Origin of the sequence: Polaribacter glomeratus (assembly GCF_002954665.1) — a bacterium.
Taxonomy (GTDB): Bacteria; Bacteroidota; Bacteroidia; order Flavobacteriales; family Flavobacteriaceae; genus Polaribacter; species Polaribacter glomeratus.
Map to the genome: position 1 here is coordinate 2,284,643 of NZ_MSCM01000001.1, position 23,474 is coordinate 2,308,116.

General features: G+C 31.3%; 20 protein-coding genes. 8 read left to right on the forward strand and 12 right to left on the reverse strand.

What is annotated here, in order from left to right:
* The first annotated feature begins 145 nt into the window (after positions 1-145).
* Positions 146-592 carry a hypothetical protein gene (locus tag BTO16_RS09685; protein ID WP_105021373.1) on the forward strand — a complete coding sequence of 149 codons (447 nt, stop codon included), beginning with the start codon at positions 146-148 and terminating at the stop codon, positions 590-592.
* 202 nt (positions 593-794) lie between these two features.
* On the opposite strand, the gene BTO16_RS09690 is transcribed toward BTO16_RS09685, so the two are convergent.
* The 5 genes from BTO16_RS09690 to BTO16_RS09710 form a co-directional block, all read right to left on the reverse strand.
* Positions 795-1,310 (reverse strand): gamma carbonic anhydrase family protein, encoded by a 516-nt coding sequence (locus BTO16_RS09690; RefSeq protein WP_105021374.1) that lies wholly within the window; start codon positions 1,308-1,310, stop codon positions 795-797.
* Positions 1,311-1,405: 95 nt separating this feature from the next.
* The gene (locus BTO16_RS09695) at positions 1,406-4,171 is read right to left on the reverse strand and encodes a M16 family metallopeptidase (RefSeq protein ID WP_170064436.1); all 2,766 of its coding nucleotides are present in this window, start codon (positions 4,169-4,171) and stop codon (positions 1,406-1,408) included.
* Positions 4,172-4,305: 134 nt separating this feature from the next.
* Complete coding sequence (locus BTO16_RS09700; protein ID WP_105021376.1) at positions 4,306-5,139, reverse strand: glucosaminidase domain-containing protein; 834 nt, start codon at positions 5,137-5,139, stop codon at positions 4,306-4,308.
* Entirely contained in the window at positions 5,139-6,077 is a 939-nt protein-coding gene (locus BTO16_RS09705; protein ID WP_105021377.1) for a 1-aminocyclopropane-1-carboxylate deaminase/D-cysteine desulfhydrase, read from the reverse strand. Before BTO16_RS09705 ends, BTO16_RS09700 begins: the two co-directional genes overlap by 1 nt.
* A gap of 134 nt (positions 6,078-6,211) precedes the next feature.
* Positions 6,212-8,128, reverse strand: coding sequence for an ABC-F family ATP-binding cassette domain-containing protein (locus tag BTO16_RS09710; protein WP_105021378.1), 1,917 nt, complete (start codon positions 8,126-8,128; stop codon positions 6,212-6,214).
* 71 nt (positions 8,129-8,199) lie between these two features.
* On the opposite strand from BTO16_RS09710, the gene BTO16_RS09715 reads away from it, so the two are divergent.
* A complete protein-coding gene (locus BTO16_RS09715; protein WP_245892057.1) occupies positions 8,200-8,577 on the forward strand; it encodes a DUF983 domain-containing protein in 378 nt (125 codons plus the stop codon).
* A 49-nt stretch (positions 8,578-8,626) separates the two neighbouring features.
* Here the strand turns inward: BTO16_RS09715 and BTO16_RS09720 are convergent, their stop codons facing one another.
* The 7 genes from BTO16_RS09720 to topA all read right to left on the reverse strand — a co-directional run bounded on the left by BTO16_RS09720 (position 8,627) and on the right by topA (position 18,170).
* Positions 8,627-9,667: an NAD(P)/FAD-dependent oxidoreductase gene (locus BTO16_RS09720; RefSeq protein ID WP_105021379.1), complete on the reverse strand. Its 1,041-nt coding sequence runs from the start codon at positions 9,665-9,667 to the stop codon at positions 8,627-8,629.
* Positions 9,668-9,863: 196 nt separating this feature from the next.
* Positions 9,864-10,718 carry a type IX secretion system ring subunit PorN/GldN gene (gene porN, locus BTO16_RS09725; protein ID WP_105021380.1) on the reverse strand — a complete coding sequence of 285 codons (855 nt, stop codon included), beginning with the start codon at positions 10,716-10,718 and terminating at the stop codon, positions 9,864-9,866.
* Positions 10,719-10,734: 16 nt separating this feature from the next.
* Positions 10,735-12,261, reverse strand: a complete 1,527-nt coding sequence (gene porM, locus BTO16_RS09730) for a type IX secretion system motor protein PorM/GldM (RefSeq protein WP_105021381.1) — start codon at positions 12,259-12,261, stop codon at positions 10,735-10,737.
* Between the two features lie 45 nt (positions 12,262-12,306).
* Complete coding sequence (gene porL, locus BTO16_RS09735; protein WP_105021382.1) at positions 12,307-12,942, reverse strand: type IX secretion system motor protein PorL/GldL; 636 nt, start codon at positions 12,940-12,942, stop codon at positions 12,307-12,309.
* A gap of 42 nt (positions 12,943-12,984) precedes the next feature.
* Entirely contained in the window at positions 12,985-14,346 is a 1,362-nt protein-coding gene (gene porK / locus BTO16_RS09740) for a T9SS ring complex lipoprotein PorK/GldK (RefSeq protein ID WP_105021383.1), read from the reverse strand.
* A gap of 105 nt (positions 14,347-14,451) precedes the next feature.
* Complete coding sequence (locus BTO16_RS09745; protein ID WP_105021384.1) at positions 14,452-15,612, reverse strand: formimidoylglutamase; 1,161 nt, start codon at positions 15,610-15,612, stop codon at positions 14,452-14,454.
* 35 nt (positions 15,613-15,647) lie between these two features.
* Positions 15,648-18,170 carry a type I DNA topoisomerase gene (gene topA / locus BTO16_RS09750; protein WP_105021385.1) on the reverse strand — a complete coding sequence of 841 codons (2,523 nt, stop codon included), beginning with the start codon at positions 18,168-18,170 and terminating at the stop codon, positions 15,648-15,650.
* Between the two features lie 202 nt (positions 18,171-18,372).
* Between topA and miaB the strand changes: the two genes are divergently transcribed.
* From miaB to BTO16_RS09780, 6 genes are all read left to right on the forward strand, one after another.
* A complete protein-coding gene (miaB, locus tag BTO16_RS09755; RefSeq protein WP_105021386.1) occupies positions 18,373-19,827 on the forward strand; it encodes a tRNA (N6-isopentenyl adenosine(37)-C2)-methylthiotransferase MiaB in 1,455 nt (484 codons plus the stop codon).
* Between the two features lie 82 nt (positions 19,828-19,909).
* Positions 19,910-21,133, forward strand: coding sequence for a sigma 54-interacting transcriptional regulator (locus BTO16_RS09760; protein WP_105021387.1), 1,224 nt, complete (start codon positions 19,910-19,912; stop codon positions 21,131-21,133).
* A gap of 121 nt (positions 21,134-21,254) precedes the next feature.
* Positions 21,255-21,761, forward strand: coding sequence for an LptE family protein (gene lptE, locus BTO16_RS09765; RefSeq protein WP_105021388.1), 507 nt, complete (start codon positions 21,255-21,257; stop codon positions 21,759-21,761).
* Between the two features lie 119 nt (positions 21,762-21,880).
* Positions 21,881-22,645, forward strand: a complete 765-nt coding sequence (locus BTO16_RS09770; protein WP_105021389.1) for a hypothetical protein — start codon at positions 21,881-21,883, stop codon at positions 22,643-22,645.
* Positions 22,642-22,977 (forward strand): preprotein translocase subunit SecG, encoded by a 336-nt coding sequence (gene secG / locus BTO16_RS09775; protein ID WP_105021390.1) that lies wholly within the window; start codon positions 22,642-22,644, stop codon positions 22,975-22,977. The genes BTO16_RS09770 and secG overlap by 4 nt, the downstream gene beginning before the upstream one ends.
* A gap of 199 nt (positions 22,978-23,176) precedes the next feature.
* Entirely contained in the window at positions 23,177-23,452 is a 276-nt protein-coding gene (locus BTO16_RS09780; protein ID WP_105021391.1) for a co-chaperone GroES, read from the forward strand.
* The last annotated feature ends 22 nt before the right edge of the window (positions 23,453-23,474 follow it).

Below are 23,474 nucleotides of genomic sequence, written 5' to 3' on the forward strand. Positions count from 1 at the left end.
AAAAACTCGAGTTCTAAATTGAATTCGAGTTTTTTATTGTTTAATTTTTAAAGTTAAAAATATGTTAATCAGAACACTAAATTAAACCTTTTTACTTTTTGTAGGTCAAAGAGGTGCACATAAAAACAATTAAATATTTTATATCATGAAAAAATTAGCAAGCATTTTAGCTTTAGTATTCGCTTTTACTGTAGCCGTTCAAGCACAAAAAAAAGAAAGAGAAAATGAAAAAAGTCCAAGATTATCTGTTGAACAACATACCGATTTAGCTGTTAAAAAAATGACTCTTGGTCTAGATTTAACGAATAAACAACAAGACCAAATTAAACCGTTAATGAATGCGCAAGCGGCAGAAAAAAAAGCAGCTATGCAGAGCAGAAAGGAAAATAAAAAACCTACTGCAGATGAAATTTATGCAATGAGAAGTGCACAATTAGACAATCAAATTGCTTTTAAAAACAGCATGAAAAACATCTTAAATAAAGAACAATTTGAGAAGTTTGAGCAGATGAAAAAAGAAAGAAAAGGAAATGAACGAAGAATGATGATGAGAAAAAAACAGGCTGAAAAAAGCAAAAATGAAAGACGCTAAAAAAGTTAATAATTAGTTTGGTTGATTAACTTTAAATAAAACCCGACTTCTTAATTGAAATCGGGTTTTTGATGTTTTCTAAATTTTGCGTTAGCGATTGATCCTTTCGACTACTATCAAGCCAGGCTAATTGTTTAAACTCTTTTTTATTTTTTCAAAAAGAGCGAGTAGTGAAATCGCGACCTTGTGTAACGCCCAAAATTTACTCTTTAAACCAACTGGAATATTTTACGTAATTATTGGCAATTCTATCAATTTCTCCAGAAATTAATTCTTCTGAAATATCTTTCACTTTTTTAGCTGGCACGCCTGCATAAATGCTACCACTTTCTACTCTTGTGTTTTTTGTTACAACTGCGCCAGCTGCAATAATAGAATTTGATTCTATTACGCAATCATCCATAATAATAGAACCCATACCAACTAAAACATTGTCTTGAATTGTGCAACCATGTACAATTGCATTATGACCAATAGAAACATTATTACCAATGGTTGTGGGCGATTTTAGATAGGTTGCGTGAATAACTGCGCCATCTTGAATGTTTACTTTATTGCCTATTTTAATATAATGAACATCTCCTCTAAGAACGGCGTTAAACCAAATACTGCATTCTTTGCCTAAAGAAACTTCACCAACAATTGTAGCATTTTCTGCAACATAGCAATCTTCTGGTATTTGTGGGTGTTTACCGTTTACGGCTTTAATAATTGGCATATTTTATTTTTTATTGATTATTATTTCTGTTAAATTTTTAGCTAAAAAAAGGAGAAGTTAAAACTTCTCCTTTTAAAATTTATGTGTAAAAAAACTTAATCTATTTTTTTTATTTCTTTGGTATTTATGTCGTTTTTAAAATCTCCACCATTTATAAAACTCCAATTATCAATTGTTTTAAAGTATTTTTTAATTACTTTATTCACATCTTCAACGGTAAGTTTTTTAACGTTATTTTCTATATTTTTCTGAAAATTTAAATCTCTGTTATAAAAAATATTATCATTAATAACATTTAACAATTCGTCATCTTTAGCTCTAGAAACATTTTCTGCTTGCACCCATCCTTTAATAGCTGTATCTAATTCATCTTGTGTAATACCGTCTTTCATAAAAAGTGCTATTTCTTCTTTAAATCCTAATTGAACTTTGGCTGCATTTTGTGGTGCATAAATTGCGTAGACCATAATCATAGAATTTTCATTATCTTTATTATTATCTACCGTTACTCTTCCGCCAACTCCATAACTTACACCATCTTTTTGACGCAAACGATTTGCAACTCTAGAGCTCAAAAAACCACCTCCAAAAATAGATCCTGCTATTTGTAAAGCTGCAAAATCTTGGCTGTCTTGGCTCGTTTTAGCTGTTAAAATTCCGAAAGTAAATGCATTTTTTTTGTCTGGTGTATTTATAGATTCATTGGTTCCTTTATTTACAAAAAAGGCATTTGGAATTTCTGTAAAAGGTTTCGTAGATTTAAAGTTTTTGAATTCGTTTTGAAAAAATTGCTCTAATTTTGATTCATCTAAATCTCCTATAACAATTAAATTAGCGCTATTAGAAATACCATAAAAATCCTGATGGTATTTTTTAAGGTCATTAATGGTTAGTGTTTCTATAGATGCAGCGTTTTCTTCTAAAGACTCCAAATACAAAGGATGTCCTTTTTGATGCTTTTGATTAATTCTTCTAATTTTATTTAAAACTAAATACTGAGGATCATTTTTACTGCTTTCTAAATTTGCTAATTCTTCTGCTTTTAATTTATCAAATTCTTCTTTGTTAAATGACGGGTTTTTAAGCATATCTGTCATTAACGCTAAGGTTGCCATTAAATTTTCTTCGGTAGAGCTAACATCTACGGATGTTCTGCCGTTGCCGCCTCTAAAGTTTATAGTAGATTTTAGCGCACTTAATTCATCTTCTATATTTTGTCTGGTTTTTGTAGTAGTTCCTTTATTTAGCATTCTTGCTGTATAACTATCACTTAGACCTAAATTAGACAATTGCGTTACATTTCCGTTTCTAAATGTAAAGTTTAACGTAACCGTGTTACCTCTATTATTCTTTTTGATAAAACCATATTTTATGTTGGTTCCTGCAAGTGTTCCAAGATCTAGTCTTTTAGAAATACTATCAAAAGAAACATCAAAAGCCTCGCCTTCTCCTAAGGATTTTTTTCCTTTATAGTTGGTTACTAATTCGTTTAAATTTTCTGTGTGCGGAATTCCGATTCTTACAGGGTTGGTTGTTGGTATAAACTTACCAACTGTTCTGTTCGATTTGATAAAGTATTTTTTAATAGCAGCATTTACCTGCTCTAAAGTTGTTGCTTCAATTCGGTCTCTTGTTATATATGATAATCTCCAATCGCCAGCACCAATAAACTCGCTCATATAGGTTCCTAAATAAGCAGAATTTCTATTAATTTGATCTATGTCTTTTAGTAGATTTCCTTTTGCTCTTTCTAGTTCTTCCGCTGTAATTGGTTTTGAAGAAAAGTTGTCTAAACTAAATAACAACGTATTTTCAGCCTCATCCAAAGATTTCGTAGAAGGTACATCTACATTGATGTATAAAAATCCTGGTTCTTTTGTAAACGGAGAAAATGACCATAAACTTGAAGCTTTTTTGCCTTCAACCAATTCTTTATATAATCTACCAGAAGGTTCGTCTGTTAAAATATTTTCTGCAATAGAAACAGCCGCATAGTCTAAAGCAGAACCTGCAGGCGTATGATACATTGCTGAAACTATTTGTAAATCACCTACTCTACTTACACTAACGCGCTTTTCGCCGTCTTGCTCTGGCTCAATAGTTGGCACATCCACCAAAGGTGTTGTTGGATTTTTAATTGCACCAAACTTTTTATTGATAAGTGCTAACGTTTTTTCTGAATCAAATTTACCAGTAACCATTAAAACCGCGTTATCTGGTCTGTAATATTTTTTGTAAAATGCTTTTAAATTTTCGATAGGTACTCGTTCTATATCCGATTTATTTCCGATTGTGGTATTACCGTAATTATGCCATAAATATGCCGTGCTAATTACACCATCCATTAAAACATTTGAAGGAGAATTTTCTCCTGATTCAAATTCGTTTCTTACTACAGAAAACTCAGATTCTAAGTCTTTTTTTGCTATATAAGAATTAACCATTCTATCTGATTCTAGATCTAAAGCCCAATCTAAATTTTCATCTGTAGCATTAAATGTTTCAAAATAATTAGTTCTATCGTACCAAGTTGTACCGTTTGGCCTTGCACCATGTGATGTTAATTCTTCTGGAATATTTGGGTGATTAGGTGTGCCCTTAAATACCAAATGTTCTAATAAATGTGCCATTCCTTTTTCACCGTAACCTTCATGTCTAGAACCAACTCTATAAGTAATGTTAACGGTGATAGTTTGTGACGATTTATCTTGAAATAAGAGTACTTTTAATCCGTTATCAAGTCTATATTCATCAATTCCTTCAACGGAAGCCGTTTTGGTTTGTGCATTTAAAGTGAATGCAACAAAAGAAAACATAAGTGCAAAAAGATAGCAACTACGTTGTAAATTCAGTTTTTTCATCATATTAATTTTTTAAGTTTGTATGATAAAGATATAAATTAATTAGGATTATTACAACATAAATAACTGATTACCTGCATAAATTAAAAGAATATGTAAAATCAACATCTCTAAAAATGAGAGTACTGCATTTTTTAATTACTTATAATCAATACTTGGTTTATGGTTAAATCGTTACTTTTTAAACCATTCAAATCTTTTAATGCAGTTACTGTGGTGTTAAATTTTCTTGACAAAGAGTATAAAGTATCACCCTTTTGTACAATGTAAGTATTTACTTCGTCATTGTTGTTTTCTTCACCTTCTTCAATAGTACTTTCGTAGGTAAAATCGCCTTTTTTAATGCGATCAAATTCATGCAATTGATAATCTTCAATAATGGTAATTAATTTTGCAGGATAACGAGGATCTGTTGCGTAGCCGGCTTTTCTTAAGCCGTGCGCCCAGTTTTTATAATCTCTAGTGCCATAAGAAAATAAAAAGTGATACCTACTTCTTTGTGTTAAAAAAAGTGAATGATCTTTAAAAGAAGAAGAAACATATTTGTATTTTCTAAAACACTCTCCTTTCTCATCATCATCATGATACACTCTTTTACCTTGCCATTCTGTATGACATTTTATCCCGAAATGATTGTTAGATTTAGAAGCCAATACACTTCTTCCTGAACCCGATTCTAAAACGCCTTGGGCTAAAGTTATACTTGCTGGGATGCTATGTAAATGCATTTCTCTAACCGCAATTGCTGCATATTTTTTAATATATGCTAATGAAAAATCATTTAATCTTTTTGTACCTTCTTCTAACTTTTCTATGTGAGCATCTTCATTTACATCAGGTAAATTATTGATTTTAGTTTCTTTCTGTTTATGAACTACTCTAACCTTACTTTTAACTGTTTTTCTGCTAGACCCACAATTAGACAGCATAAATAGAAACAAGCAACCAAGTAAAATTTTTAGCTTCATTATAATAGTATAATTTCTTTGTTTTTTTCTTTTAACTTCTGGTTTACTCCATGAATACCTTGCATTCCGCCAGTATGTATGGCTAAAATTTTGCTATCTTCTTGAAAAAAATCTTTTTGGATCAAATCTAAAACGCCAAACATCATTTTGCCTGTATAAATAGGATCTAACAAAATATCTGTATCTTTTTTAAAAGTGTTTATAAAACTTATTAATTCATCTGTGTGTTTTGCATAACCACCGAAGTTGTAGTCTTTTTGCAAACTCCATTTATTCTTTTTAACCGTATATTTTCTTATTTCTTCGGATAAAAAGTTTCCCTTTAAAGCAGGAAAACCAAGAATTTTATGGTGTTTTTTAGATCCATTTATCAATCCAGAAATTGTGCCACCTGTGCCAACTGAGCAACAAATAAAATCGAAATACTTATCTTCAATTGTTAAAATTTCTTTGCACCCTTGAACACCAAAAATATTGGTTCCTCCTTCTGGAATTACATAAAAATCGCCCCATTTATTTTTCATTTTTTCAATAAAACCAAACGAAGATTTTTGTCTATATATTTCTCTAGAAACAAAATGAAATTTCATTCCGCTTTCGTGTGCCTTTCTTAAAGTAGCATTTTCTTCTAATGTTTTAGCAAGATTTAAACCCAACTCTTCGCCTCTAATAATGGCAAAAGTTTTAAATCCAGCCATTTCGCCTGCAACTGCCGTTGCTACTATATGATTAGAAAAAGCACCACCAAAAGTAAGTAACGATTTCTTTTTAAGTTTTTTTGCTTCTTCTAAATTATATTTTAATTTTCTAAATTTATTACCAGATATATAAGGGTGAATTAAATCTTCTCTTTTTATAAAGAGTTCTACCTTTTTTTCTTCCAGAATTGGAAGAAAAATTTGTTGATTTTTAGTTTCTATTTGAGAATCGAAGTTCATTTTGTGTTTTTCCTATATTACAGGAAACTAGGGTTTATTTATTAAAAATAATAATTATAAAATTAAAAATACATCTATTTTACAAACACTTAAAGGCAATATAAATTACTAACATTAAGTATTTATAACCAGTTTTAAGAAAACTCTGTTACTTCTGCTTCCACCTTTTCCCATTCTTCCATTAAACTATCAACTTTTGCTTTTTTAGCTTTGTATTTTTCAAAAAAGTTAGGTCTAGAAGAGACTTCGTTATAGTTTTTAGCCAACTCCAAATCGCTTTTTGTAATTTCTGATTCTAAATCTGCAATTTCTGTTTCAATTTTAGAAAGTCTGTTATTTAGTTTTTTTAACTCTTTTTCGTCTTCTTTAGAGAGCTGGTCTGCTTCAACTTTAGAACTCGATTTTTCTACTTTTATAACTGTTCTCTTTTCAGCTTCGCGTAAATTTTCAATTTTGTGCTGATCTAAGAAATAATCGATATCACCTAAATACTCTTTTATAATTTTATCTTTAAAACCATATACAGTAGATGTTAGTCCTTGTAAGAAATCCCTATCATGAGAAACAATTATTAAGGTTCCGTTAAATTGCTTTAAAGCTTCTTTTAAGACGTTTTTAGAGGCTATATCTAAGTGGTTTGTTGGCTCATCCATAATTAAAACATTAAATGGCTGCAACAATAATTTACACAAAGCAAGTCTATTTCTCTCTCCTCCAGAAAGTACTTTTGCTTTTTTATCTACCGCATCACCTCCAAATAAGAAAGATCCAAGCATATCTCTAACGCGCATTCTATTACCGTCGGTTGCTGCATCTTCCATGATTTCTAATACCGTTTTATCTGGTGGCAAATGTTCTGATTGATTCTGAGCAAAATAACCAACTTCTACATTATGACCGAGTTTTAAATGACCTTTAAACGGAATTTCGCCAACCATCATTTTGGCTAAGGTTGATTTTCCTTGTCCATTTTGACCAACAAAAGCAATCTTACTATTTCTTTCTATTAGTAAATCTACGTTTTCTAAAACGTGTTTTTTACCATAGCTTTTAGATAATTTTTCTGCTTCAACAATAATTCTTCCTGGTTCTTTAGATATTGCAAAACGAATATTCATAGCTTGATTATCATCTTGATCCACTTCAATTAACTCAACTTTGTCAAGTTGTTTCATTAAAGATTGTGCCATCGATGCTTTACTCGCTTTTGCCTTAAACTTGTTAATTAAAAACTGTTTTTGCTTAATTTCTTTTTCTTGATTTTTCTGAGCCTGTAATTGTTTTTCTTTGATTTCTCCTCTTAATAATAAGAATTGAGAATAGGGCTTTTTATAATCATAAATCTGACCTAAAGAAATCTCAATAGTTCTGTTGGTTACATTATCTAAAAACATTTTATCATGAGAAACCAATACGATTGCTCCTGAGTATGATCTTAAAAAGTTCTCTAACCAAATAATAGACTCAATATCTAAGTGATTCGTTGGCTCATCTAATAACAAAATATCATTATTTTGTAATAATAATTTTGCTAATTCGATACGCATTCTCCATCCACCAGAAAAAGTATCCGTTAATTTATCAAAATCTTCTCTTTGAAAACCTAAACCTTGTAGTATTTTCTCTGTATCACCTTGGTAATTATAACCACCAAGTAACTCGTAACGCTCTGTATTATCTGTTAAATCATGAATTAATTGGCTATACTCTTCGCTTTCGTAATCTGTTCTTGTAACTAATTGCTCATTTATATCGTCGAGTAGTACCTCAATCTCCTTAATTTCTACAAAGGCTTGATATGCTTCCTCTAAAATTGTTCGTCCCTCAACAAAATCGATGTCTTGTCTTAAAAAACCAATTCTTACATCTTTATCAAAAGCCATTGTTCCGCTACTTTCGATGTCTTTAGAAAGCACTTTTAAAAGCGTAGATTTCCCTGCTCCATTTTTACCTATTAAGCCTATTCTATCTCCTTTATTTAATTTAAAAGTGATGCCTGAAAATAATTCAGTTCCCATAAAAGAAACTGTTAAATTGTGTACGTTTAACATTAAATAGTATAAATGTTACTAAGTTAGATTGATAAAAATTTATCTTTGCAAAAGTATAAATTTTTAATTTTATGATGTTTAAAAAAGGAACAAAATTATACAGCATTTCTAAAGGTAAATGCCCAAAATGTCAAGAAGGCGCTTTTTTCAAGTATGGGTTCACTTTTAAGCCTTCAAAAGTTACTAAGATTTATGATAATTGCCCTAATTGTAGTTTAAAATATATGTTAGAGCCCTCGTTTTTTTATGGCGCTATGTATGTAAATTACGGAATTACAGTTGCCATATCTATTGTTGTTTTTATAATAACAAAGCTTGGTTTTGAGCTAAATTTATTACAGTCATTTTTTAGTGTCTTTGTAGTTTTAGTTCTTTTAGCTCCAATAAATTTAAGATTATCAAGAATTATTTGGATAAACATGTTTGTTTCTTTTGATGAAAAAAGTTAGATGTTTCGTATTATTGCTTCTTGTTGATTAAAAAACTTACTACTAAAAGTTATTCAAATCGTTTAATATCAATTTCTACATCTAATTTTTCATTTTTTTCTAAATTATTAAAAAGTTGTTTCGCAACAGTTGGTGCAATCATAACACCGCGTGTTCCTAACCCATTTAAAATTGCTAACTTATTGTATGCTGGATGCATACCAACTAAAGGTCTTCTATCTCTAACGGTAGGTCTTATTCCTGCAGTTTGCTCTACAATTTTATAAGGAACAGTAATTACTTTTTCTAGTTTTTCTACCAACTCGGTTTTTCCTTCTTCGGATGGATTAGAAGTTTTATCACTCCAATTAAAAGTTGCGCCTACTTTGTACAAATGATTACCTAAAGGAAGCACAAATAAAGTAGATTTTATTAAAAAGTCAATATCTAAATCTGGAGCATGAATTATAATTAACTCACCTTTTACTTCATTTAAAGGCAAATAATTGAAAAATAAATTTTTCATCATTCCAAAACCTTCGCAAAAAACAATTCTGTTTGTAATAAATTCCTTGTATTCTAGATGATGTTCTCTAAACTTTATTTGCTGATGTTCAAACTTTTTAAACTGTATTTTATTTGCAGTTTTTAAATACTCTCTGTAAAGTTCTACAAGTTTTTTTGTATCAATTCTACCTGCTTCATTTACGTTTCCAAAACCAAAATCAGCAAGAATACCTTTTCTTTTTTGATTGTCTATTTTAGGATCTAAATACGCAGATAACAAAGGCTTGTCTGTAGCTTCAAACCAGTTATTTTGATCTTCAATCGATTTAAAAACTTTTTTTATTAAAAATTTTTCATCAAACGTTGTATTAAATTTTTTCTCTAATTTCTGATAAAAAGGAAGTGCAACTTCTAATTGTTCTTTTGCATTCCAAACTGGCGTAAATCGTTTTAAAATTACAGGATTGTAAACGCCACCAGCCACTAAAGAAGAGGTTTGAGAATCATCTTCAAAAACTACAAACGTTTTATTTGCAGCTACTAATTCTTCTGCAAATGCTAAACCTGCTAATCCCAAACCAACAATAATGTAATCTACTTTCATGCAACAAAAATACTTAAGTTTTAATTAAAATTATCGATTTTATGTGAACTAACAAATTATTTTAGCCCTGATTGAACGGTCTGTTTGAGCTCTCACGCTTTTTCTGCGTGAAGCGAGTAGTGAAAGCAGGAAATAGCTTCAAATAAAAAAAACGTCTACTTTCGTAAACGTTTCTGTTATAATTTTTTATTATAAACTAATAATTCCACATATCAATTTCTTTATTTCTAATATCTTCTTTAATCTTATCTGCCTCTAAAAGTTGGAATAAAGAATTACCACGAACATAATCTGAAATGGCTCTATTGCCATAAATATTTTCTTCTCTTACAATTACCGAACTAAATCTTCTAGCGTTTAACAAGTGATCGTATGAAATTGGATGTGATGCATTGTCTGGATTAAAAACTTTTGAATCGTGCAAAGTTTGTCTTGCTGTAGGAAAGAAAATCCAAAATAACTCGTATAAAGTTTCGTCTTCGATACCTTCTGCACCTATAGTTTGTACATCTTTACCCATCGGTGCCATTGCCAATAATCTGTATTTCATTTCCCCTTGACGCTTGTCAAAATACCACATTCCTTTTAACATATACCCTCCAATATCTTGCGATTGAACTCTATACGTATCTTCGTAACCATTCTGTTTACGAACGTTTACCAAGCGAGAATTAATTTCTTCTTGTGTCATTTTTGAAGTAAAATAAGAGTCTGAATATGCTTCTTTAATTTCACCTTCTCTAATTCCTCTTATTAAAGTATCAAATAAAGACCTTCTAGCTGAAGCTGTATTTGTTGTATCGATAGGAAAATAATACGGTAAATTAATTTTCTGATTTAAATCTACAAACTCCCAAACCACTTTAGACCACATAACATCTCTGTCATCTACATAACCGTAAGGAATTGGACCATCATTATCTGCTAATAATTGCTCTGCACTTTCTACACCAATTTGATTAACCGATTTTGCATTTAGCAAATTAACTTGTGCATTTAAAAATCCAGATGTTAAAAAAGCGAAAAATAATATTAAAAAATTTCTATTCATAATCTAATTTTTTATGCTAATTAGTTAACTCTATACTTACTGGTAAAACTTGTTTAAGATTGTAACCGTTTGCAGTTGCTTTAATATCATATATATTAATAATATCGCCTCTTTGTGCTTTGTCTAAAACTTTTTTAGCTGCAGCACTTAAAGTTGAACCGTCTACAATAATTGTTAATTCTCCAGGAACTTTAATTTTAAAGCCTTGTACTGTAATATTTAAATCGAACTCAAAATCTGGCAAACCTGCAGAAATTGGTGAATTCGCTAAACCAGATTTTGGCATTCTTACGATTCCGTATTGTTCACGAACAGAACCCATTGCTGCTGGTATATCTTTAATTCTAAAAATTGCTTTAGAGTTTACAGTTGTGCCGCTACTTAAAGTTGCGCTTACATTAATTGTAGCGATACCTCCATCGCCTGGCTTAATACTATATTTACCATTACTGCCAGATAAATTACCACCAGAAGCAGAAACTTTTAAGTTATTATCACTTACGCCGGGTAATGAAACAGAAATAGGATTGTCTAAACCTCTATATACTACATTCATTTTATCCGCAGAAACTACAGCATTTCCTGGTTCTGGAATTACAGAATATGAACTTTCAAAAGGAACATCAACTGGTTTACCATCTTGCGTAAATGTTATTTTCCCTTTAATATCATGATTACCTACATTTCCTGCTGGCATATCTATAATTACTTGACCAGATTCTATGTTCTTATAACTTTGGCCATTTAAGATTACATTATCCGGAACCATTGTAGCGTCATAACGTCCTAAAACTATTCTACCAGTAACTTTTTCACCAGCAAAATATGCGTTTTTATCAAGTGCTACAATACCTTTGTAATTGGTTAATGATAAAGATTCTTCTAGCTTACCACCTAACAAAGCAGAAACAATATCGCTTTCTGAATTTTTAATATCAGCTTGCATCTGCGTTAAGTTTGTAATTGAAGCTATTAAAGGAAAGCCTTCATATCTGTATTTTAACCAAGGAATAACATCACCGTCTTTATCAGTTACATCATTTGTATTAAACCTATTATTTATAACAGATTCAAACTTATTGCCTGCGCCTAACTCTTTATTTACATTAGTTCGATACCCATTAACTTTATCTAAAAACACTTGTCCTTCTTGAGTAAAGTTATCACCTTTAAAGAAGTAAGTATCTAAAAAGTCGGTTTTATCCATCGACTCGTACGCTTTTTTATCTTCTAAATCAGCAGTCATCTGAGACTTTAATTCTTCTAAATATGCATAGAATTCTAAAGAATATTTTTTAATCTGTAACGCTTGTTTATTTAACTTATCAAATTTTGCAGCTTGCTCTGAAGCTTTTGTTGCTAAATTTGCATATGCTTGATTATTTTTTTCAGTAGTAGAAACATTGTTAGTTTCTAATTTTTCATTCATAAAACCAAAAGCAGATAAAACCTCTTTACTCATGTTCATTGCTAACATAGCAATGAATACAAGATACATTAAGTTAATCATCTTTTGTCTTGCAGACATTTTTCCTCCAGCCATTCTTAATTAGTTTTTTTTTAAAAGTTATGTTTATTAGTGAACTAATTATTTACTTGACATTGCAGAAAGCATATTACCATAAACTCCGTTTAAAGAAGATAAGTTATTTGCTAAAGATTCCATTTGTACCTTTAATCTTTCTGTATTTTGCACAATAGCGCTATTTAACTCAGTTTGTTTGCTGGTGTTTTCTACTTGTACTTTATACAAACCGTTTAAAGATTCCATTTGAACAGCTGCTAAAGAAACTTGTTCATTGTATTTATTGGTTGATGAAATAGATTCTGATGCAGCAGACAATCCTTCTGCAGCTCCTTGAAAGTTTTTCATACTTGTACCTAGGCTTTCCATTAAAGAGGAGTCTATTTTAGCTTCTTGTAATAGCGCATCTAATTTTTGAGATAATAATCCATCTGCACCAATTTTAGCTTCTGATGAAAATCCATCTTCGCTTAACTCTGGATAAACTTTATTCCAATCAAATTCATCTTCCGGAGTATCAAATGCCGAAATAGCAAAAATAAATGCTTCTACTAATAAACCAATTGTTAACATTAATCCTCCTGTAAGCGGACCTATTGTAATGTGTTGAATTTTAAATAACGCTCCAACAATTACTACTGCTGCTCCCATTCCGTAGAAGAAATTCATTGTTTTTTTGTATGTTCTTGACTGTGCCATTTTTTTTTAAAATTTTTTGTTTTTTGTTGTTTTGTTATTTTGTTATTTTTTGTTTGTTGTTCCAATGTAATTTTGAACGGTTCTAAAACCGATATAACTTCTTGCTGTATCTGCATATTCATAATCTCTAGAAGCTACTTCTAAATAATATGCAACATCTTTCCAAGAACCTCCTCTAATAATTTTTCTTTTGTTTTTTCTATCCTCAACGTTAGGATTCATAGTAGAAGCCATGTAATAAGAAGATAAATTGTATGCTGTGTTTGTCCATTCAGAAACGTTACCAGCCATATTGTAAAGTCCGTAATCATTTGCATTAAATGATTTAGCTTCCATTGTATATAGAGCGCCGTCTACTGCATAATTTCCTCTTACAGGCTTAAAGTTTGCTAAGAAACATCCTCTATCACTTGTAGTACTTCCTGTTCCCCAAGGATAGGTTGCAAAATCCAAACCACCTCTTGCTGCATATTCCCATTCTGCCTCTGTAGGCAATCTAAAATCTGGAACTTGTGTTGCATTTTTCTTTCCTAATAAATAAATATTTTTCTTTTTTGTTCTCCAGTTACAAAAAGCATTTGCTTGCCCCCAAGTAACACCTACTACCGGATAGTCTCCATAAGATTGATGATAAAAATAATCTTGATGCATAGGATCGTTGTAAGAATAATTAAAATCTTTAACCCAAACAGTAGTATCTGGATACACATTTAAAACTTCTGTTTGTACAAAATCTTTTCTATTACCACCTTTTCTTGCTGCATTATCTCTATCAAACCAAGTATATTTATATTTTAGATATTTAGTATTAAAAGTTCTAACACCATCTATGGCGTTGTCTCTGCTAATAAATAAAGTATCCATAACTTCTACATAATCCACGTCTGGAAAATCTGCTGTTTTCCAAATAATTTCTTCAGACCAATCTAATGGCTGAATAGTATCAAAACTATAATAATTATCATACATGTATTTCTCGTATGGTGTGGCATTTGCCAGCGTATCCTTAAATTTATAATTTTGAATTCCGCCAGAAGGCAATTGTCCGTTTGGCCCAGGGGTTGCTCCTAAACCTGCAAATTCTGCTTGGTAAGCTAATTTTGTTCTAACAATAGAATCTCTAACCCAAAAAACGAATTCTTTATATTCATTATTTGTAATTTCTGTTTCATCCATAAAATAAGGACTAACAGTAACCGTTTTTGTAGGCGTATTTAAAGTACCTACAATGTCTTCATCCTGTTTACCCATTGTAAAAGAACCACCCGGAATTAAAGCCATTCCGTAAGGTTTTTCTGAGAACCATTTTTTATTAGCTTTTACACCTACCAATTCTCCTCTATCATTAGAACCACAACTGTAAAAAACGGCTATTAAAAGTGCAAATATTGCTGCTTTATTCATATTTTATTTTTGTCTTTACTAAAAGTTCGTAAACCTATTATTTTTTTTGCTAAAAAACAATCTTGAAGTTGATTTTAACGTACTATTTTTTTACTATTTATTTTATTAGAGCATTTTCCTCATTGCTTTATACCATCTTTCTGGTATAACCTGCTTTGTTGCCTCTTTATAATCTTTGTATGTACATGGTATTAACGCATGTCTTTTATATTTATTATCTGATAAAATATTTATCTCTATCCACCATCGTCCTGTTTTATTACTTTTATAAAACACCAAAGGATCATCATCCTCTAGAATAACAGTAAATTTTTGATAATTTTCTTTTCCCGAAAACGGATAATCCTTGACTCTAGAATTCACACCTTCAATAAAATACCAAATCATTTGTGCAATTAAATTTGCTGTTTGATGATTGTTATCATATTGACTATTGTATTCATAAACACCAAAAGACGAAACTTTATCGCTTATCCCTGCATATCTAGAAATAGCACAAATCTCTTCGCCATAAAAACCATTTGGAGAAGCATTATTATTAGCAGGAGCCTCACTTTGCCTTACTGCGCCAATATCTATAGAAACAATATCTGCATTTCTAAAAGCGGGCTCAATATTTTCTAATTCTTTTGCTTTTCCTAATCTGTACGTATCAAAAAATAAATTATCTAACAGTTCTATCTCTTCTTGAGAGTTAAAATACGTTTGATATCCAACATTGCTATAATTAAACAAGTTGCTAGGCTCTTGCATAATTATTTTACTCAAATACGATTGTGATGTTAATTCAGAATCTAAATCACCCAAATCAAACCTACTATCTACAGCTGTAACGTTTACAGTTTGCTCTAAGGCATCGTAAGCTCTATAGTTTACATAAGTAATATCCTGACCTCCACCAATTATAACAGGAATAATGTTCTTTTTTAATAAGTCTGTTATAATTTCTGAAACTGCATAATAGGTATCTGTAACAGAATTTCCTTTTAGAACATTTCCTAAATCGGCAATTTCTGTTTGCCAATTTCCTGGAAATAATTGATATAATTTTTTTCTGATAAAATGCAAATTCTCTCCACAACCAAAATTATCTTCAGAATTTCTGTCTTCTTGAACTCCGAAAATCGCAATTTGTACGTTTTCTAAATCAGGAAAACCTTCTTTCTCTGAATAAACTTTAATTGTATTCCCCAAACATAAAGAGGGTTGCAACGCTAAATGCGCTAAAACAGCTTCTTTTACAGGGGTTAAAAAATCTTGATTCATCAATTTTTATTGGGAGTGGAAAGATACCGAAATCTTTATTTCTTTTTAACTGTTTTTTTAGCTGTTTTTTTTGCTGTTTTTTTAACGGCCGTTTTCTTTTTTGCAACCTTTTTCTTGGGTGTTTTCGCTTCGATCATGGCAACTGCTTCTTCCTTAGAAAGTTTCTCAATTTCTGTTGTTTTTGGCAACTCAATTTTAATTTTCCCTTTTAGAACATTATATCTTCCCCATCTCGCTTTTTCTACACGAATGCCTTCATCTTCCCAATTATGAATAACTTTCTCTATTTCTTTTTGTTTTTTAGCTTCAATTAATTCAACAATATCATCATTAGAAAGATTATCAAAATCGTATTTTTTATTTACGTTGATAAAAATATTATTCCATTTTAAAAAAGGTCCAAAACGTCCAACTCCTTTTTGAACAGGCAATTCTTCGTAATGTGCAATCGGCGCATCAGCTTCTTGTTTTGCAACAATTAATTCTTCTGCTCTTGGCAAATCAACTTCCATCGGGTTTTCTCCTTTATCAAGAGAAACAAACATCGTTCCAAATCGAATATAGGGCCCAAAACGTCCGTTAGAAACAATTACTTCTTCGCCCTCATAACTTCCTAAAGTTTTTGGCAATAAAAACAATTCTAGGGCTTCTTCCATGGTAATGGTTCCTAAATTCTGTTCTTTATTTAAACTTGCAAAAACTTTTTCTTCATCTTCTGGAGCACCAATTTGTGCAATCGGTCCAAATTTACCCAAACGAACTAATACTGTTTTTCCAGATTCTGGATGTTTACCTAAAATACGCTCGCCACTTTCTCTTTCTGCATTTTCTTTTACGTGCTCTACATTATCATGGAATTTTTTATAGAAACCTTTAATCATTTCTGTCCAGTTTTCTGTTCCTTCAGAAATATCATCAAAAGAACTTTCTACGCGCGCTGTAAAACCAAAATCTAAAACATTCGAAAAATTAGCAACTAAGAAATCGTTTACAATATTCCCGATATCCGTAGGCACTAACTTATTTTTATCCGAACCTGTTTTCTCTGATAACGTCTGATTTCTTACATCGCCATTTGACAATATCATCTGTTGATATTCTCTTTCTACGCCTTCGTTAATTCCTTTTTCTACATAACCTCTTCGCTGAACGGTAGAAATTGTTGGCGCGTATGTTGATGGTCGACCAATACCTAATTCCTCTAATTGTTTTACCAAAGATGCTTCTGTAAATCTATAAGGCGGACTCGTAAAACGTTGCGTTGCGTTTATAAAAGTGTAGTCTAAATTTTCATTTACTTTTAAATTTGGCAACATCCCAGCTTGCTCTTCATCTTCATTATCTGTGCCTTCTAAATATACTTTTAGAAAACCATCAAACTTTATCATTTCGCCGTTTGCAGTAAATATTTTTGTGTTTCCAGAATTTTCAATTTTCACATTGGTTCTTTCTAACTCTGCATCGCTCATTTGCGAAGCCAACGTTCTTTTCCAAATTAAATCGTACAATCTATTTTGGTCATATTCTGTATCAACCGTGTGCATTTTCATGTTGGTTGGTCTAATCGCTTCGTGAGCCTCTTGTGCGCCTTTTACTTTCGATTTAAAAACACGTTGTTTGCTATATTCTTTTCCGTAATAATTTGTAATTTCTTCGGCAGCTTCATCTCTTGCATCCACCGATAAATTTACACTATCGGTTCTCATATAAGTAATTAAACCTGCTTCGTACAAACGTTGTGCAACTTGCATTGTTTTTCCTACCGGGAAACCTAATTTTCTAGACGCCTCTTGCTGTAAGGTTGATGTTGTAAAAGGTGCTGCTGGTGATTTCTTTGCTGGTTTTTTTGTTAAATCAGCAATAGAAAAATCAGCATTTGCACACGATTTTAAGAAACTTTCTGCTCCTTTTTTAGTTTCGAAATTTTTAGGAATTCCGGCTTTAAAAGTTGCTCCCTGGTTATTAGAAAACTCAGCAACTACTTTATAATGTGTTTCTGCATTAAAATCTTGAATGCTTCTTTCTCTTTCAACAATTAAACGAACAGCAACAGATTGAACTCTTCCTGCAGATAAACCTCCTTTTACTTTTCGCCATAAAACGGGCGATAATTCATACCCAACAATTCGATCTAAAACTCTTCTCGCTTGTTGTGCGTTTACCATATTATAGTCGATATCTCTTGGGTTTTCGACTGCTTTTAAAATAGCTTTCTTTGTAATTTCGTGAAAAACAATACGTTTAGTATTGGCTTCTTTTAAACTTAATTGCTCTTTTAAATGCCAAGCAATTGCCTCTCCTTCTCTATCCTCATCACTTGCTAACCAAACTGTTTCTGCTTTTTTAGCTAAAGCCTTTAGTTTTTTTACCAATGCTTTTTTATCATCAGAAACTATATATGTTGGACTAAAATCTCCATCAACATCAATACCTAACTCTTTGGATGGTAAATCTGCAATATGACCAAAACTAGATTCTACTTGAAAATCTTTTCCAAGGAATTTTTCGATGGTTTTTGCCTTTGCTGGTGACTCTACTATAACTAAATTCTTTGCCATATATCTTTCTTTTGTCGAAAAAACATACCCTAAATTGTATGTTTTAAGAATGCAAAAGTATGCAGTTTTTTTTTAAAAAAAATTATTTCCTTAATTTTCGATGAATAATTAACAAAAATACATGGTTATTTTTTCTGCCAATCTGTCATAAAAAATAATTTTTGGTTGTATCTTTGCACTCTTTCAAATGAAAAATTGATTCATGGAACACGTAGAAAAAATCATCGACGAAAAATTACAAGGTAAAGCACTTGTAACCGAACATAAAGTACAAAATGGCAAGAAACTATTCATTGAAAGCTATGGCTGTCAAATGAATATGAATGATAGTGAGATTGTTGCATCAATTTTAGCAGAACAAGGTTATAACACCACACAATTCTTAGAAGAAGCAGATTTAGTACTTGTAAATACTTGCTCGATTCGAGAAAAAGCAGAAGATACTGTTAGAAAGCGTTTGCAAAAATACAATGCTGTAAAACAAATCAATAAAAAAATGAAAGTGGGCGTTTTGGGGTGTATGGCCGAACGCTTAAAAGAAAAGTTTTTAGAAGAGGAAAAAATTGTTGATTTGGTTGTAGGACCAGATGCTTACAGAGATTTACCTAATTTACTAGCAGAAATTGAAGCTGGTAGAGATGCTATAAATGTAATTTTATCAAAAGATGAAACTTATGGTGATGTTTCTCCTGTACGATTAAATTCAAACGGAGTTACCGCATTTGTTTCAATTACCAGAGGTTGTGATAATATGTGTACTTTTTGTGTGGTTCCTTTTACTCGCGGACGCGAAAGAAGTAGAGACCCGAAGAGTATTTTAGAGGAAATACAATCTATGGTTGATAAAAACTTTAAAGAAATTACGCTTTTAGGTCAGAATGTAGATAGTTTTTTATGGTTTGGTGGTGGTTTAAAAAAAGATTTAAACAAAGCATCAGAAATGGCGCAAGCTACCGCAGTTGATTTTGCGCAATTACTAAATATGTGTGCTACTAGGTTTCCAAAAACACGTTTTCGTTTTGCTACTTCTAATCCGCAAGACATGAGTTTAGACGTGATTTATACTATGGCAAAACATAGAAATATTTGTAAATACTTGCATTTACCGGTTCAAAGTGGAAGCAATAAAATGCTTAAAGCGATGAACAGACAACATACGCGTGAAGAATACAAAACCTTGGTTGATAATATTTTTAAAATTATACCAGAAATGTCTTTATCACAAGATATGATTGTTGGTTTTTGTGGCGAAACAGAAGAAGATCATCAAGATACTTTAGAATTGATGAAGTATGTAAAATATGACTTCGGATTTATGTTTACCTATTCTGAAAGACCAGGAACTTTGGCTGCTAAGAAAATGGTAGATGATGTGCCACATAATGTTAAAAAACGAAGATTAAAAGAGATTATAGATTTACAGCAGGAACACGCTTTGTATAGAACTCAGCAACATTTGGGTAAAATTGAAGAGTTTTTAATTGAAGGAACTTCTAAGAAAAACCCGAATGAATGGAAAGGTAGAAATACGCAAAACACCGTAGCTGTTTTTCCAAAAGACGACTATAAATTAGGTGACTTTGTGATGTTAAAAGTAGAAGATTGTACCTCAGCAACTTTAAAAGGAACTGTGGTTGGGTATTCTGATAATAATTGATGAAAACGAATCAAGATGCAAGAACCAAGAGAAAGGAAATCTTGGATCTTAAATTACAAAAATCCTGATTCAAAAAGAAAATATGGAAAACATACAAGCAATAAAACAACGTTTTGGCATCATTGGTAACGATGTGCATCTTGACCGAGCTATCGAAAAAGCGGTAAGAGTTGCACCCACAGATATTTCTGTTTTGGTTACTGGAGAAAGTGGTGTTGGAAAAGAAAATATACCTAAAATTGTACATTCATTATCACACAGAAAACACGCAAAATACATTGCGGTAAACTGTGGTGCAATTCCGGAAGGAACGATTGACAGTGAGCTTTTTGGTCATGAAAAAGGTTCTTTTACAGGCGCAACTCAAGACAGAAAAGGATATTTTGAAGTGGCTGATGGCGGAACAATTTTTTTGGATGAAGTTGGTGAATTACCATTAACAACGCAAGTGCGTTTATTACGTGTTTTAGAAAATGGTGAATTTATAAAAGTAGGTTCATCCAAAGTATTAAAAACAAATGTTAGAATCGTAGCTGCAACCAACGTTAATATGGAATCTGCTATTGAAAAAGAAAAATTTAGAGAAGATTTATATTATAGATTAAGTACCGTTGAAATTCATTTGCCTGCATTACGTGATCGTAATGAAGATATTCATTTATTGTTTCGAAAATTTGCTTCGGATTTTGCACAGAAATACAGAATGCCTTCTATTCGTTTAGATGATAATGCGGTTGCTATTTTATTAAAATATCGTTTTCCAGGAAATATCCGTCAGTTAAAAAATTTAGCAGAACAAATTTCTGTAATTGAAGAAGAAAGAGTGGTTTCTGCTTTAAAATTACAGCAATACTTACCTAATAATAAAGGGAATTTTCCTGCGGTTATTGGCGGTAAAAAAGAGAATGATTTCTCTACTGAACGCGACATCATGTACAAGATTTTGTTCGATATGCGTAATGACATCAACGATTTAAAGAAGTTGACCTTAGATTTACTTAAAAACGAAAATGTTGAGGAAGTTCAGGAAGAAAATCATCAATTAATAGAAAAAATTTACGGGAACAATAACTCAAAAAATACAAATTTTGAAGTTTTAAATATTCCTCAAAATTCATCCGAAGAAAAAGAATACGATTTTATTGAAACTATTGAAGAAGATGAATCTTTATCTTTACAAGACAAAGAGGTTGAAATGATTAAAAAATCTTTAGAAAAAAACAGTAATAAACGTAAATTAGCTGCCAAAGAATTAGGGATTTCCGAAAGGACTCTTTACAGAAAAATAAAACAATACGATCTTTAACATAAGTAATTGTTTAAAAAGTTAAATCGTTTAAGTGCAATAAAATGTCTTCTCGAGTGCAGTCGAGAGGTTTATAAGTAATTATTTTTAGGTCTCGACTGCGCTCGACCAGATAAAGTCCATGAAAAAACTAACATTTATAATTCTGTTTTCAATAAGCACCTTATTATTAGTTGCTTGTGGAGCGTATTCTTTTACAGGTGGAAATACAGGTGATGCAAAAACGATTCAGATCGATTTCTTTCCAAATCAAGCATCCTTAGTAGAACCTGTTTTAACACAACGTTTTACTAATGATTTGCAAGATTTATTTACGCGTCAAACAAATTTAACGCTAACACGTAGTAATGGCGACTTACATTTTAGTGGTGAAATTACAGATTTTAGAGTTACACCAATGAGCGGAACATCCAACCAAACAGCGGCTCAGAATAGATTGACAGTTACTGTAAATGTTCGTTTTATAAACAAGTTAGAAATTAAGGACGATTTCGAAAAAACATTCTCTTTTTACTCAGATTTTGGCGCAAATTCGCAGCTTACTGGTAGTATTTTAGAGGCTGCTTTAGATGAAATTGTAGAAAGACTTACGCAAGATATATTTAATGCTTCTGTTGCAAAATGGTAGTTTTAGAAGTTAGAAGTTAGAAGTTAGAAGTTAGAAGTTAGAAGTTAGAAGTTAGAAGTTAGAAGTTAGAAGTTAGAAGTTAGAAGTTAGAAGTTAGAAGTTAGAAGAAATTTAAAAATTTGGAGACAAATACTATCATAAAATTCATAGAAAAAAAACATTTAATTGGGCAATTAGAAACTGCTGAGTTAAAAACTGTAATTGACGAATTCCCTTATTTTCAATCTGCAAGAGTATTGTATTTAAAAGGATTGAAAAATCAGCATAGTTTTAAGTATAATAATGAGTTAAAAATAACGGCAGCATACACCGCAGATAGAACTGTTTTATTCGACCTTATTTCTTCGGAAGAATTTAACAAGGATCAAAAAGAAGAAATTAAGCAAGAAACAGCAGCAACAATTCTAGAAGAAAATTCTGTTGAGAAAATAATGCAAAAGGAGGAAATAGAACCTGAAACGGTTTCGGAAGCTATGGCCTTAAATGAAGAAAAATTAGAAATCGGCGCACCTATTCCGTTTACTGAATCAGAAAATTTTTCTTTTAACCAATGGTTGCAACTATCAACAAAAACACCGATTATTAGAGACGGGTCGGCAATAAAAGAAGTTGATAAAAACCAAAGTATCATTGAGCGCTTTATAGAAAATAACCCAAAAATAGCACCTTTATCAAAAGATAAAAACGTGAGTGTTTTAGTTGCCCAGAATAAACAAGATTCGTCTTTAATGACAGAAACTTTAGCAAAAGTATATCTAGAACAAAAAAAGTATGAAAACGCAATACAAGCATATAGAATTTTAAGTTTGAAATATCCAGAAAAAAGTGGTTTCTTTGCAGACCAAATTAAAAGAATACAAATTTTACAAAAAAATAAATCATGAGTTATACAGCGTTTTTAATTCTAATTTTGATTGTAGCGATAGCTTTAATCTTAATTGTTATGGTTCAAAACCCTAAAGGTGGAGGATTATCTTCTTCTTTTGGAGGTGGAGGAGCACAGTCTTTAGGTGGTGTGCAAAACACAAATAACTTTTTAGACAGAACAACTTGGACACTTGGTATTGCAATGTTTGCATTAATTTTATTATCAAACTTCGCAATTCCTAGAGCAGGAGCAAATAATGTTAATTTAGACAATACTTTAGACGGAATTGAAGCTACTTCGGCACCTGTAAACAATACAAGTTCTACAACTAAAGATACTGTGAAGTAATCTTTATAAAAAAACTTAAAAAAATGCCAACGTAAATGACACGTTGGCATTTTTTTATGCTCAAAATTTAGCTTTAAATTCATTCAACGAAAAAATGTCAGTTTCGAACAAGTGGCATAGTTTCTGACCATTTAAAAAAAGCAAAACATAATTTAATTAACCTGCTTGTCGGCAGACAGGTAAAAAATAAATATATATAATGGCATTAAACATTAAACCTTTAGCAGACAGAGTTCTTGTAGAACCTGCTCCAGCAGAAACAAGAACAGCATCTGGATTAATTATACCAGACAATGCAAAAGAAAAGCCACAACAAGGAACAGTTGTAGCTATTGGAAACGGTAAAAAAGACGAGCCTTTAACTGTAAAAGTTGGTGATACTGTGTTATATAGTAAATATGGTGGTTCTGATTTAAAATTAGAAGGAAAAGATTATTTAATGATGCGCGAGTCGGATATTTTGGCAATCATCTAAAAGTAATCAGTTTACAGTTGCA

Excerpts from the sequence above, each read along its gene's own strand:
- BTO16_RS09710 (WP_105021378.1), bottom strand. The coding sequence starts at position 8,128 with ATGTTAAACGTACACAATTTAACAGTTTCTTTTATGGGAACTGAATTA.
- porM (WP_105021381.1), bottom strand. The coding sequence starts at position 12,261 with ATGGCTGGAGGAAAAATGTCTGCAAGACAAAAGATGATTAACTTAATG.
- porN (WP_105021380.1), bottom strand. The coding sequence starts at position 10,718 with ATGAATAGAAATTTTTTAATATTATTTTTCGCTTTTTTAACATCTGGA.
- BTO16_RS09760 (WP_105021387.1), top strand. The coding sequence starts at position 19,910 with ATGGAAAACATACAAGCAATAAAACAACGTTTTGGCATCATTGGTAAC.
- lptE (WP_105021388.1), top strand. The coding sequence starts at position 21,255 with ATGAAAAAACTAACATTTATAATTCTGTTTTCAATAAGCACCTTATTA.
- BTO16_RS09700 (WP_105021376.1), bottom strand. The coding sequence starts at position 5,139 with ATGAAGCTAAAAATTTTACTTGGTTGCTTGTTTCTATTTATGCTGTCT.
- BTO16_RS09720 (WP_105021379.1), bottom strand. The coding sequence starts at position 9,667 with ATGAAAGTAGATTACATTATTGTTGGTTTGGGATTAGCAGGTTTAGCA.
- porL (WP_105021382.1), bottom strand. The coding sequence starts at position 12,942 with ATGGCACAGTCAAGAACATACAAAAAAACAATGAATTTCTTCTACGGA.
- BTO16_RS09780 (WP_105021391.1), top strand. The coding sequence starts at position 23,177 with ATGGCATTAAACATTAAACCTTTAGCAGACAGAGTTCTTGTAGAACCT.
- BTO16_RS09695 (WP_170064436.1), bottom strand. The coding sequence starts at position 4,171 with ATGAAAAAACTGAATTTACAACGTAGTTGCTATCTTTTTGCACTTATG.
- BTO16_RS09715 (WP_245892057.1), top strand. The coding sequence starts at position 8,200 with ATGATGTTTAAAAAAGGAACAAAATTATACAGCATTTCTAAAGGTAAA.
- BTO16_RS09705 (WP_105021377.1), bottom strand. The coding sequence starts at position 6,077 with ATGAACTTCGATTCTCAAATAGAAACTAAAAATCAACAAATTTTTCTT.
- secG (WP_105021390.1), top strand. The coding sequence starts at position 22,642 with ATGAGTTATACAGCGTTTTTAATTCTAATTTTGATTGTAGCGATAGCT.
- miaB (WP_105021386.1), top strand. The coding sequence starts at position 18,373 with ATGGAACACGTAGAAAAAATCATCGACGAAAAATTACAAGGTAAAGCA.
- porK (WP_105021383.1), bottom strand. The coding sequence starts at position 14,346 with ATGAATAAAGCAGCAATATTTGCACTTTTAATAGCCGTTTTTTACAGT.
- BTO16_RS09745 (WP_105021384.1), bottom strand. The coding sequence starts at position 15,612 with ATGAATCAAGATTTTTTAACCCCTGTAAAAGAAGCTGTTTTAGCGCAT.
- BTO16_RS09690 (WP_105021374.1), bottom strand. The coding sequence starts at position 1,310 with ATGCCAATTATTAAAGCCGTAAACGGTAAACACCCACAAATACCAGAA.
- topA (WP_105021385.1), bottom strand. The coding sequence starts at position 18,170 with ATGGCAAAGAATTTAGTTATAGTAGAGTCACCAGCAAAGGCAAAAACC.
- BTO16_RS09685 (WP_105021373.1), top strand. The coding sequence starts at position 146 with ATGAAAAAATTAGCAAGCATTTTAGCTTTAGTATTCGCTTTTACTGTA.